The 12335-nt window shown below is 70.5% G+C and carries 9 protein-coding genes; all 9 read left to right on the top strand.

From position 1 onward, the window contains the following. The first annotated feature begins 6 nt into the window (after window positions 1-6). The 9 genes from AMK26_RS18985 (at window position 7) to AMK26_RS18945 (ending at window position 12335) form a co-directional block, all read left to right on the top strand. Window positions 7-2241, top strand: coding sequence for an ATP-binding protein (locus tag AMK26_RS18985; RefSeq protein WP_443333169.1), 2235 nt, complete (start codon window positions 7-9; stop codon window positions 2239-2241). Further along, window positions 2232-2516 carry a hypothetical protein gene (locus tag AMK26_RS18980; RefSeq protein WP_073755875.1) on the top strand — a complete coding sequence of 95 codons (285 nt, stop codon included), beginning with the start codon at window positions 2232-2234 and terminating at the stop codon, window positions 2514-2516. Before AMK26_RS18985 ends, AMK26_RS18980 begins: the two co-directional genes overlap by 10 nt. Next, complete coding sequence (locus tag AMK26_RS18975) at window positions 2513-8818, top strand: eCIS core domain-containing protein (RefSeq protein WP_073755874.1); 6306 nt, start codon at window positions 2513-2515, stop codon at window positions 8816-8818. The genes AMK26_RS18980 and AMK26_RS18975 overlap by 4 nt, the downstream gene beginning before the upstream one ends. A 139-nt stretch (window positions 8819-8957) precedes the next feature. Continuing rightward, a complete protein-coding gene (locus AMK26_RS18970) occupies window positions 8958-9251 on the top strand; it encodes a hypothetical protein (RefSeq protein ID WP_143608557.1) in 294 nt (97 codons plus the stop codon). 25 nt (window positions 9252-9276) lie between these two features. Further along, window positions 9277-9945, top strand: coding sequence for a hypothetical protein (locus AMK26_RS18965; protein WP_073755872.1), 669 nt, complete (start codon window positions 9277-9279; stop codon window positions 9943-9945). Window positions 9946-9948: 3 nt separating this feature from the next. After that, window positions 9949-10296: a hypothetical protein gene (locus AMK26_RS18960; RefSeq protein WP_073755871.1), complete on the top strand. Its 348-nt coding sequence runs from the start codon at window positions 9949-9951 to the stop codon at window positions 10294-10296. Further along, a complete protein-coding gene (locus tag AMK26_RS18955; protein WP_073755870.1) occupies window positions 10289-11431 on the top strand; it encodes a hypothetical protein in 1143 nt (380 codons plus the stop codon). Before AMK26_RS18960 ends, AMK26_RS18955 begins: the two co-directional genes overlap by 8 nt. An 18-nt stretch (window positions 11432-11449) precedes the next feature. Then, window positions 11450-11977 carry a phage baseplate assembly protein V gene (locus AMK26_RS18950; RefSeq protein ID WP_073755869.1) on the top strand — a complete coding sequence of 176 codons (528 nt, stop codon included), beginning with the start codon at window positions 11450-11452 and terminating at the stop codon, window positions 11975-11977. A gap of 19 nt (window positions 11978-11996) precedes the next feature. After that, the gene (locus AMK26_RS18945; protein WP_338015581.1) at window positions 11997-12335 is read left to right on the top strand and encodes a hypothetical protein; all 339 of its coding nucleotides are present in this window, start codon (window positions 11997-11999) and stop codon (window positions 12333-12335) included.

Raw genomic sequence — 12335 nt, 5'->3', positions numbered from 1 at the left:
GGAACGGTGCGCGACACGGGGGCGGGTGAGGGCATGGACACGTACGACGACGGCACCGGCACCACGGCCCGGGCGCTGGCGGACGCCATCAGCACGGTCCTCGCCCGTGTGGACGCCCACGCGGCGCGGGCAGGGCACGCCGGCCGTACTCCTGCGGCGGGCGCCGCGGTCGGGAGCCCGGAAGCACCCGAGGAGCGGACCGGTACCGCGGCCGACGCCGCGACCGGCGCGGAAGACCGGCCCACCGGGGGCGGGGACCCCGCCGGGCACCCGCGCGGGGGCGCCGGGAACCGCCCGGCACGGCGGAAGCCGTCCGGGCAGCCGCCCGCCACGGGACGGGCGAACGCCCCTGCCGCCGTCCGCGCTGCCGTCCCCGCTCCCGGGACCGCCACCCCGGCCCCCGCCGCACTGGAGGCGCCCGCGGCGCCCGCGGCCCCTGCCACGCTCGACGCGCTCGACGCGCTCGTCGCCTGCTTCGGGCTCACGCCGTTCGAGCGGGACGTCGTCCTCCTGACCGCCGCCGCCGAGCTGGACCCGACCACCGGGAGCCGGTGCGCCGCCGCGAGCGGGGACCCGGAGCGGGCGTATCCGACGTTCGCGCTCGCCCTCGCCGCGCTGGCCGAGCCGCACTGGAGCGCGCTGACGCCCGTCGGGCCCCTGCGGCGCTGGCGGCTCGTCGAGCTGGACGACGAGACCCGGCTGACCACGTCCCGGCTGCGGCTCGACGAGCGGATCCTGCACTTCCTGGCCGGAGCGCCCTATCTGGACGCCCGGCTGCACGGCCTGTTGCGCCGTACGGCCGTGCCGGACGCGCTGCCCGCCTCGTACGACGTGGCGGCGGGCCGGGTCGCGGCCGCCTGGACGGCGGCCACGGGGCACGCGCCGCTCCGCGTCGAGCTGGTGGGCGGCGACCTGCCGTCACGCGCCGACATCGCCGCCGCGGCCGCCCGGCGTTCGGGGCTCGGCCTGTACGCGCTGGCCGCCGACGACGTCCCCACCGACCCCGCCGAGCGGGACCGGCTGGCCCGGCTGTGGCAGCGGGAGGCGATCCTGCTGCCGGCCGCGCTGCTGGTGGAGGTCGGGGACCTGGAGCGGGACCAGGCCGCCGCCACCGACGCGTTCATCGAGAGCGCGGCCGTACCCCTCGTCGTGTCGAGTACCGATCCGCGGCAGACCGCCCGGCGGCGAGGCGAGCGGGTCACCGTGCCGGCGCTCGACTCCGGCGAGCAGCTGCGGGTGTGGGCCGACGCGTTGGAAGGCGTACCCGAGGTGTCGGAGGAGGACCTGAAGGATCTCGTCGCGCAGTTCTCGCTGCCGCCGCACCTGATCCGCTCGGCGGGCGCGGCCGTCGTACGGGATCTGTCCCGCGGGGACGAGCCGGCCGCACGCGAGCTGGCGTGGCGGGCCGGGCTCACCGAGGCGCGGATGGGCATGGACGAGCTGGGGCGGCGGATCGAGCCGCAGGCGGGCTGGGCCGACCTGGTGCTGGCGGAGCGTCAGGTGAAGGTGCTGCACGAGATCGTCGCCCATGTGCGGCAGCGCTCCACCGTCTACGAGGAATGGGGTTTCGCCGCCACGCTGCGCCGCGGACTGGGCGTCACGGCGCTCTTCGCGGGCGGGTCGGGCACGGGCAAGACCCTGGCGGCCGAGGTGATGGCGAGGGAGCTGGGGCTGGACCTGTTCGTCATCGATCTGTCCCAGGTGGTCAGCAAGTACATCGGCGAGACCGAGAAGAACCTGCGCAGGGTCTTCGACGCCGCCGAACGCGGCGGCGCGCTCCTGCTGTTCGACGAGGCGGACGCGCTGTTCGGCAAGCGCAGCGAGGTCAAGGACAGCCACGACCGGTACGCGAACCTCGAAGTGAGCTACCTGCTGATGCGGATGGAGGCGTACCGGGGCCTCGCGATCCTCACCACCAACATGAAGCAGGCGCTGGACACGGCGTTCATGCGCCGTATCCGCTTCGTCGTCGACTTCCCCTTCCCCGGCGAGAGCGAGCGCGCCGAGATCTGGCGTCGGGTGCTGCCCGCGCGGGCGCCGGTGAAGGACGTCGACCCGGCGCTGCTGGCCCGGCTGACCGTGGCGGGCGGCTCGATCCGCAACATCGCGCTGTCGGGCGCGTTCCTCGCCGCCGAGGAGGGTGAGCGGCTCCAGATGCGGCACATGCTGGAGGCGGCGCGTACCGAATATCTCAAGCTGGACCGCTCCCTGACGCCGTCGGAGGTCCACGGATGGGTCTGAACGAGGCACCTCGTACCGTACGCGTCGACATCGGCGAGCTGGTGCTCGACGGGTTCGAACGGGTCGACCCGGACCGGGTGTCGGCCGCGTTCCAGGCGGAGCTGGCCCGGCTCGTACGGGAGCGGGGCGTACCGCTGGCGGCCGACGGCGGCCGGGCGCTGGACGCCCTGTCGGGGCTGCCGCCGCTGCCCGCGACGACGTCGCCCGGGCGGCTGGGCGAGGCCCTGGCACGTGCGGTGCACGCGGGGCTGTCGGGGCGGGGTGAGCCGCGATGACCACGTCCCGCGCGGAGGACACCCAGGCGGTACGGAAGGACCGGCGCCGCAAGCGCAAGGAGCGGGCCGTCTCCCGTACGCCGGAGCCGAAGAACATCGTCAGCGGGGCCGGTCAGCCGCTGGACCTCGGCGTGCGGCGGGAGCTGGAGGAGCGGCTCGGGTACGACTTCGGCCAGGTGCGGCTGCACACCGACCGGGACGCGGACGCGCTGACCGGCATGCTGGGCGCGGACGCGGTGGCGGTCGGCCGGGACATCTTCTTCCGGGAGGGCGCCTACCTCCCGGGGACGGCGGACGGGCAGCGGCTGCTCGCGCACGAGTTGCTGCACACGGTGCAGAACCCGCACGGGCTGGGCGCTCTGCGGGCGGGCCGCGACCTGGGCGCGGTGAGCCTGCCGCAGCAGGCGGTGGAACGCGAGGCGGAGTCGGCGGCGCAGGACCTGGTACGAGAAGGCCACGCGCCGGACGTCGCACCGGGCCAGGAGACCCCCGGCTGGCTGCGGTACGCCACCGTGGACGCCGACCGCCGTCGCCTGGAGGAGCTGGACCCGGCGACCCTGGTGGACCGGCTGGCCAACGGCGTGCTGCGCTCGCTGCGCGGCGACCCGGCCGACCTGTCGGGGCGGGTGCGGCTGCAACTGGCCCGGATGGCGCCGCGGTTGCAGGAGTCGGTGCTCGACCGGCTGGAGGCGCGGCTGCTGTCGAACGAGTACGACCGGCTGCTGGACCTCGCCGAGGAGTCGGAGGGCGGGCCGGTCGAGCTGGGCCCCGCGGGGGTGCCCGGCCCCGAGATCGACCTGTTCGAGGAGCTGGGTGTCGAGCGGACCCGGTGGAAGCACAAGGAGGAGGCCGACCGGTCGTCCGGTGACAAGCGGGCCGACGACGCCCGCGAGGAGCGGCGGGACGCCAGGGCGCGGGACGACAAGCAGGGCGGTGACCGCAGCAGGGCGCGCGCCGACGCGGCGGCCGAGGACCAGGAGGCGGCCCGGCGCCAGGAGCAGGAGGACGAGCGGGCCCAGTCCCGGGAGCGGGCCGAGCAGGAGCAGCGCCAGGAGGAGGAGAAGCAGGCCCAGGACCGTGAGCGGGTCGACGCGGCCGCCGACGAAGGGGCGGAGGAGCGGCAGGAGGGCGCCGAACAGGCCAAGGAGGAGCGCAAGGCGCAGCGGGACCGCGAGGAGCGGGATCCGGAACAGGCCAATGCCCCCGGCGCGGACAAGCGCAAGCGCAAGGACGACGCGAAGAAGCCGGCCGCCGGGTCGAAGCAGGAGAACCTCGACCCGAAGGCGAAGGCCCAGCCCGGTCCCGTACGCCCGGAAAAGGTCGACGAGCGGGCGGAGCAGCGTGACAGCGCACTCTCCCAGCACGGCCTGCACGAGAAGGACGAGGACGAGGGCGAGCCGCTGGAGGCGGAGAAGCCGCTCGGCCTGGAGGCGGGGGCGGACCGGGAGATCGACGGCGGCGAGAACGGCAGCGAAGGAGGAAAGAGGAGCAGCCTCGAACGTCCTCAGACGGCCGCTTCCGCTCCGTCGACCCCCTCGGTGGGTGAGATCGAGCTCTCGGAGGACAGCTCTCCCAACGCGATCGCCAACGCGCTGGCGTTTCCTGAGCCGGTCCCGGACGAGGCCGCGGACGGCGGCCAGTCGGCTGCGAACGGGCAGACCACACCCGGTGAACGGTCCGAACCGGAGGAGTCCGATGCGACCGACACGGGCCAGGACCAGGCGATCGGTCCGGATCCGGAGGCTTCCGATCAGAAGGACCCGGCCCCGGAGCCCGAGTCGCCTGGCTCGCTTCACCAGCCGGACGGAGCCGGCGGCAACGCAGGTGACGGCTCTCTGGCAAGGGAGGCCGAGTCCCCGGGGGCCGAGGAGCGGCCGGACGCCCAGGAGGCCCTGGAGGAGGCGCAGGGGGACAAGGACCGCCGGAAGGATTCGGAGGAGCGGGAGGAGCGGGCCGGAGAAGGCCGCACCCGGGACGCGGCCGCGGACAAGCGGAGGGTTCGGTCGAGTGTGCAGGTCACCGAGGAGGAGCACGGTGGAAGCGCCGGCCCTGCCCCGGCGTCGGGCCTCGTTCCCGCCGGGCCTCGAACGGAGCGGACCCCCGTAGAGGATCGCAGGCCCTCTCCCGCCGCCCAGCGGGCCACCGAACCAGCGAAGGGCGACCACGACGCCCCGGCGCCGAAGAGTGTCATTCCCAAGGAAACCGGCGCAGGGGCCGCTCCGAGCGGCACGGTCGGCGGCAGCGAATCGGCCGGTCCCTCTGCTGCCTCAGGCCCGGGCAGTGCACCATCGGCAGGGCAGGCCGCGGTGAGTCCGGCGGCCGAACAGACGGACAGCCCGGGCAGGCTGGGCGCGCCCGCGCCCGAGGGCGCGAAGGCTCAGCCCGAAGCGTCGCTGGAGAAGGACGGCGGTGGGTGCGCCCCGCCCGAGCCCGCCGCTGAGAAGGAAGAGGGCGGTGGCGGCTGCGGCGGCGGAGGCGGTGCAGCCGGGGCTCCGGAGGAGAAGCACCAGGAGCCGCCGGACGTGTCGGGCCAGGACCCGAAGGCCGCCATCGGCACGGTCAGCAAGCTGGCACCGGACCAGGCGCTGGCCGCCATGCCGGGCGTGGACGCCGCGGCGGACAAGAAGGTCGGCCAGGAACAGCGGCGGCTGGACGCCAATCCGCCGAAGCGGGAGCGGCCTTCGGGCGCGCCGCGCACGATGTCGGGCCCGCCGGAGGCGGCGCCGCCCGCGGCGCAGGTGACGGGCAAGGTCGAGAAGATCGGGCCCGAGGAGCAGGGCGAGAAGCAGCGCGCGAAGGGCAGCGAGAAGGCACAGGGGCAGAAGCCGACCGACACCACTCCCCCGCCTCCACTACCCGTGGCGAAGGAGCTCAGTGCGGAAGAGGCGAAGAACGTCGAGGCCGCGGCCGACGCCGTGCCCACCGTCGACCCCGAGCTGCGCAACAAGACGGTCGGCCCGGCGCCCAAGATCAGGCTGGAGGGCGCGAGCGATCCGAAGCGTACGGACGACCAGGCGAGGGCGCTGAAGGAGAAACAGTCCGAGATCCAGGACACGGGGCGTCAGGACGCCGCGAAGCCGATGGGCGAGGACCAGATCTTCCCCGACGCGCCGCGCGAGCAGCTCGTCGGCGAGGCGGCGGGCCGCGCGGGCGGCAAGGGTGGTGGCCTGGCGAGGTCGGCGGCGCCCAAGCCGGGTGTGGGGGCCGTCGCCAAACAGGAGCGCGGCAGCGAGATCCAGGGTGCGGCCGGCCAGGCGCAGGGCGAGCTGACCGCCAAGGAGAAGGAACACCAGCAGGGCGAGCAGCAGGCCAAGCAGGAGAAGCAGACCGAGATCGACCGCGAGGTCGCCCAGAACGCGGCGAAGCAGACCTCCGAACGGGGCCGGGCGGCCGAGGAGGCGCAGCGCGAGCGCGATAACTGGCGCACCGAGCAGGACAAGAAGATCGAGGCGGCGGACAAGAACTCCGAGGAGGAGCACACCGCCAGGAACAAGGAGATCGTCAAGGCCCGCGACGACAAGGACAAGGAGGTCGAGGACCGGAAGAACAAGGACAACGAGCGGATCGACTCCGAGCGGGAGAAGGCGGAGAAGGAGGCCGAGAAGAAGAAGGAGGAGAACAAGCCTTCCGGAGGCTTCTTCGGCTGGGTCGCCGACAAGGTGAAGAGCGCCTTCAACGCGATCCTCGACGCGGTCACGGCGGTGTTCGACGCGGCGCGCAAGGCCGTCAACTCGATCATTGACACGTTCAAGGAGTGGGCCAACAAAGCCATCGACTTCGTACGGGACCTCGCGATCAAGGCGATCAACGTGCTGGCGGACGCGCTGATCGCGATCGGGGATGTGCTGCTGGCGGCTTTCCCGGAGCTGAGGGACAGGTTCCGCAGGGCGATCGAGGGGCTGCGGGACAAGGCGATCGACGCGGTCAACAAGCTGGCGGACGGCCTGAAGAAGGCCGTGAACGCGCTGCTGGACGCGCTGGCCGCCGGGCTGAACAAGCTGCTCGACGTCCTGGAAGCGGGCCTGAAGGCCGTCATCAAGGCGTATCAGGCGGTGATCCTGGGCGCGATCAAGTTCGCGCAGGCGGCGATCGAGGCGCTGGGCAAGTTCGCGGCGCTGGTGGCGGACATCGCGCCCGATCCGGGTGGCTGGCTGGGCAAGGCGGGCAGCTCGGCCAAGGCCGGTATCCAGGACCATCTGTGGGGCGCGATCAAGACGGGCGTCAAGCGGTGGTTCGACACGAAGGTCGAGGGCATCCTGGGGCTCGGCAAGGCCGTGATCGACGTCCTGGTGAAGGGCTGCGTCTCGATCAAGCAGATCGGGAAGATGGCGTGGGACGCGATCATCGCGTCGCTGCCGATGATGATCGCGTCGATCGTGATCGAGAAGGTCGTCTCGATGCTCGTGCCGGCGGCCGGCGCGATCCTGACGATCGTTCAGGGCCTGATGGCGGCGTGGCAGAGCCTGAGTTCCATCCTGTCGGCGTTCAGCAAGTTCTGGGCCTACCTGAAGGCGGTCAAGGCGGGCCCGGCGGCGTGCCTGTTCGCGGAGGCGGTCGCGGCGGGAATCGTGGCCCTGCTGGACTTCATCACCAACTTCCTGATGCTGCGCCTCACTGCCGCGACGAAGGGCGTGGGCAAGCGCCTGAAGGCGATGGCCGAGAAGATCATGAAGGGTCTGAAGAAGACCGGTAAGGGAGCGAGAGAGACCGCCGGCGGAGCCGTGAACCGCGCCCGCGGTGCGATTCGCAAGGCGAGCCAGGCGCTGAGGGCGCCCGTACGGCCTGGGAAGACAGCCGACGCTTCCGTCCCGGGCCGCCGCCCGACCTCAGCGGGCCCCGCCGCGGACAGGCCCGGGAGCGACGTGACGCCCGGCAAGGCGCAGGAGGACAGGAAGAACACCCGGCCTGACAGAACTCCCGACAGGACTCCGGAACGCGACGCGAAGAACGACACCGCGCAGGAAGCGGCTCCCGACACCACGAAGGGCAGGCCTGACAGGGCCCCGGAGACGGACAGCAAGAAGGACACAGCCCAGGACAGAACTCCGGACAGCAAGAAGAACACCGAACCCGACAGGACACCCGAACCAGACAGGAAGGAAACCGAACCGCGGAGATCCACACCGCCCACCAAGAAGGAGTCGCCGCTCAGTAAAGCGCTGAAGAAAATCAGACACACGGTGGGGTCAGCCCTCAAGAAGGTCCGGAATGCCGGGCGCACGCTGGGCAGGAAGCTCCGTAAGAGCAGGGTAGGTCAGGCTCTGCGGAGAAGCGCCAAGCGGCTCCACGCCAAGACCCTCGAAAGAATGAGGCGCCTCAAGGACCTCCGTCGTTCCCGTCGGATCGATGAAGACCGGGCGGCACGGCGGCAGAAGCAGCGCGAGGAACAGCAGAGGCGCGAGAAGGAAGCAACAGACAACCCCGGACGACCGACGGTGAAGGCGTCGTTCACCATGGCCGGTGAGCGCCACCGAATGGTCCTCAAGCCATCGGGCACCGACGTGTCGGTGAAAATGGAATCCAGGCTGCTGCCCCTGGAGGACAGGTACCGGGCCGCCTACAACGAAATCGAGTTCTTCAAGGCCTATGTGAGTCGCATCGAGGATCCGGAGACCCGGAGGCGCTTCGAGGTCGAGTTGCTGGACGAGGTGAGCGACTTCCAGGTCGACAGCGTCAAGCAATACAAAGCAGCCTTCAAGGAGGCGTTCCCCCATCGGGCGAACGAGCCACTCGGCCTGACGCGACAACAGCAGGCCAGTTCGCGGGCGAGGGTACAGCAGCTGGTGTGGCAGTTGCGAGGCATGAACCGCAAGATCACCCGCTGGGCCAACGAGAACGGGATCGTCGATCTGGATCAGAACGAAATCGGCAAGACCATCGCGAAGAAAGGGGAGCGCATCTGGGACGAGCGGTACCGGAACATCAAGAAGACCATCGACGGGGTGGTGCTGCGATTCCAGTACAAGGGACGCAATCTGGAGTACGTCGGCAGCCTGAAGAACGAGGGGCAGCGAGGCCCGCACAAGGGGCGGACCGCCTTCAATATCAACGACTTCGACGTGGACCTCTTTGTCGTCCATCCTGCCGAATGGCGGAAGTGGCTTCCCATCGTCACCGCGGAACGCCCAGAGATGGTCAGCAACGGAAAGATATTCCCGATCTGGCCTCAGATGCGAGAGCTGTACAACCTGGGCCGCAGTGTCGGTAAAGCACTGACCCGGGTCCTCAGGGGAAGGGTCAAAGATTCCCAGAAGTTCACGGACGAAACAGATATCGTCCTTCGCGAGAAGGATTCGTACTGAACAGCAGAGCTCGGGATGAACTTGCACCCATGCCCCGGAAAGGCGCCACGACATGCCGGAATGCACATACCTGGAATTCTCGATCCGTACAGACGCCAGGATGGAAACGGAGGAAATGGCAAGGAGAGTTGCCCGGGCTTTGGACTGTACGTTCGAGAAGGGCTATCACCTGGGAACCCCGGCCTGGACGACCAAGTTCCTGGGCATGGAGGTCCACCTCTACGAATGGCGCGGAGCCGGGAACGCCAGGGTCTTCAGGCTGCACGGCAGGATCAACCGGAGGAAATACTCCGCCACCCGGGACGGGGAGGAGGTGACGTTCTTGAAGACAAACATCGACAGACAGGTGATCGACCTGCTCGGCATGCAGGGGGCAGGACGATGGCGCACCCCGTCCAAGGCAGATATCGCGGCAGAGATCACCTACGAGTAGCAGACCTCCAGAAGGAGCAGGTGCAATGACCCGTTACGCCGACATACCCAAACCCATCCGCTCCGGCATCGTCGTCGTCGACCCTGAGCGCGGCACACCACAACGCATCATCGTGCTGCAGTTCAACCCCGACACCCTGGAGCGGTCCCTCGCGCCGCAGGCCGCCGGGGGGAGCGGCGATGCCGGTGGTGGAGGGAGTGGAGGCGGGGACAGGAACGAGGCCCTGCGGCTCAAGGGGCCGGCTGAGGAGACGTGGAAGTTCACCGCCGAGATCGACGCGACCGACCAGTTCGAGGTCGCCGCGCCCGAGGGGATCCATCCGCAGTTGGCGACGCTGGAGATGCTGGTGCATCCCACGACCGCGCAGTTGCGGGAGGCGTCCCGGCTGACGAAGAAGGGGGCCGTCGAGATCAGTCCGATCGAGGTGCCTCTGACGCTGTTCACCTGGGGCAGCAAGCGGGTCATGCCGGTACGGCTCACCGAGCTGTCGATCAACGAGTCGGCGTTCGACGTCCGTCTCAACCCCATCAGGGCGAGCCTCGGCATCGGGATGAAGGTGCTCAGCGTCAGCGATCTGCCGGCCGGGCACCGGGGGGCCGATCTGTATCTGGCACATCTGGCACAGAAGGAGCGGCTCGCCGCGTCCGCGCGCGGCGGGCGGCTGGCGGAGCTGGGGCTGGGACGGGGGTTGTAGGACGTGAGCGAACCGTACGAGAGCGCGCTCGACGCGATTCCGGGGTCGCACCCGTATCCGCGGACCAGCCGTTACCACGACGCGGAGATCGGGGTGCACCGCATGGCCGACGGGACCGAAGTGCGGTACGCCAAACGGCGGTTACTGCCACCGCTGCCGGCCGACGAGGACACCGCGCCGCACATGGTCTGCAGCGGCGAGCGCCCGGACCACCTCGGGCAGCGGTACACCGGCGACCCCGGGCAGTGGTGGCAGATCGCCGACGCCAACCCGGTCCTGGATCCGTACGCTTTGACCGGGGAGCCCGGACAGGAGATCCGGATACCCCAGGCGGGCGGATTCCATGGCTGAGGAAACGCCCGTCGGGGGCGGGCCCGTTCATCTCACCCTGGAGATGGGGCCGAGGCTCACCCGTCCCGTCCCCGCCGAGGTCGCGGCGGCACTGCTGTCCGCGCAGATCACCATGACCGCCGGGGAGCGGAGCGGGTTCCAGCTGGCGTTCGACCTCACCAAACGAGGGATGATCACTGACCGGCTGCTGCCCGAAGGGTTCTTCGACCCCAGGACGCGGGTCATCGTCACGACCTCGATCAAGGGAACCTCGACGGTGATCCTGGACGGTCTCATCATCCGCCAGGAGGTGGGAGTGAGCAACGTTCCCGGCCAGACCACCCTCACCGTCACCGGCGAGGACCTGACCCTGCTCATGGATCTCGAGGAGCGGACCGAGCGCTACCCGAACCTGCCCCCCTCCGAACGGGTGAAGAGGATCCTCGCGAGATACGCGGACTACGGCATCCGTCCGCGGGTCGTCCCGGAGCACGTGCATCAGCCGCCACGTGAGCAGCTGCGCGTCGAGTACCAGTCCGGGACCGATCTGAGTTACGTGACCGAGCTCGCCCGGGCGAACGGCTACACCTTCTACCTGGAGCCCGGGCCCGGGCACCAGCAGTCCTTCGCCTATTGGGGGCCCGAGCGGCGGCTGGGCCGGCGGCAGCACGCGCTCAACGTCAACATGGACGTCAACTCCACCGTCGACCAGCTGACGTTCGCCTACGACGGGACGGCCCGCGAGGAACCACAGGCGCGCTGGCAGGACCCGAGGACGAGGGACTCCCAGCTGCTGCCGCAGCCCGACATCAACCCGCTGCGCCCCCCGCTCGGCAGACGGCCCACGCCCGCCCTCAAGCGCAGGACCCTGTCCGGTACCGCGAAGAGGGCCCCGGAGCAGGCCCAGGCCGAGCTCCTGGCCAGAGCCGCGACGTCCGCCGACGCGGTCTCCGGCTCCGGGTCGCTGGACGTCAACCGGCACGGATACGTGCTCGAGCCGCGCGAGCTCGTCGGCGTGCGCGGCGCCGGCCGGGCGTACGACGGCGACTACTACGTCAAGTCCGTCACCCACACCATCAGGCCCGGCTCGTACCAGCAGAACTTCACGCTGTCACGTGAGGGACTGATCGCCCGCAGCGGCACCGTGCGACCGTGAGGACCAGGAGAGCTTCGTATGCCCGCAGGACCGAACAACCGGTTTCTCGGCAAGTTCCGGGGCCAGGTGGTGAACAACCGGGATCCGCTGAGGATCGGCCGGGTCACCGTCAAGGTGCCGGACGTGCTGGGTGATGAGCCGTCCACCTGGGCCCTGCCCTGCCTGCCGTTCACCGGGCCCCGGTCGGGGCATTACGCGGTCCCGGCCGAAGGGGCCGGCGTATGGGTGGAGTTCGAGCAGGGGGACCCCAGCTATCCCATCTGGACGGGGTGCTGGTACGGACACGAGTCCGAGCTGCCCCCGGACGCGCTGGCGGGCCCACCCGCGCACCAGAACGTGGTGATCCAGACCTCCGACCAGCACAAATGGGTGATGGGAGACGTGCCGGGCGGCAACGGGATCCGCCTCCAGGCCGCCACGGGAGCGTACGTGCAGATCGACGAGAAGGGCGTGACCATCGCCAATGGCCAGGGCGCGTCGATCGTGCTGACCGGCAGTGAAGTCAACATCAACGAGGGCCGGTTGATCGTGCCCAAGAAGCCTTAGTCAGGAAACGGGGAGAATCGTGTTGTCCGGGAATCTCGTGAACGGCGGTACCTCGATCAGCTGCCCGCACGGCGGCCGGGTCGTACCCGCGTCCGCACCGTCGTCCGGAGTCCGGGCCGACGGGCATCCGGTGCCGACCGCGGCCGATGTCTTCACGGTCATCGGCTGCCGGCACACAACGGGCGGTGTGCCGCACCCATGCGCCACGGTGCGCTGGACGCCTGCCCGCGGCGGAGTGCTGATCGACGGCTCGCCGGTGCTGCTCGACACGACGCCCGCGCTCTGCTTCAGCACCGCGCTCGTCCCGCAGGGCCCGCCCGTCGTCATCCAGGCGGCCAGGGGGGTGTCGTCGCGATGA

Source organism: Streptomyces sp. CB03234, from assembly GCF_001905885.1.
Classification (GTDB): domain Bacteria; phylum Actinomycetota; class Actinomycetes; order Streptomycetales; family Streptomycetaceae; genus Streptomyces.
This window is presented reverse-complemented; position numbering and strand designations above follow the sequence as displayed.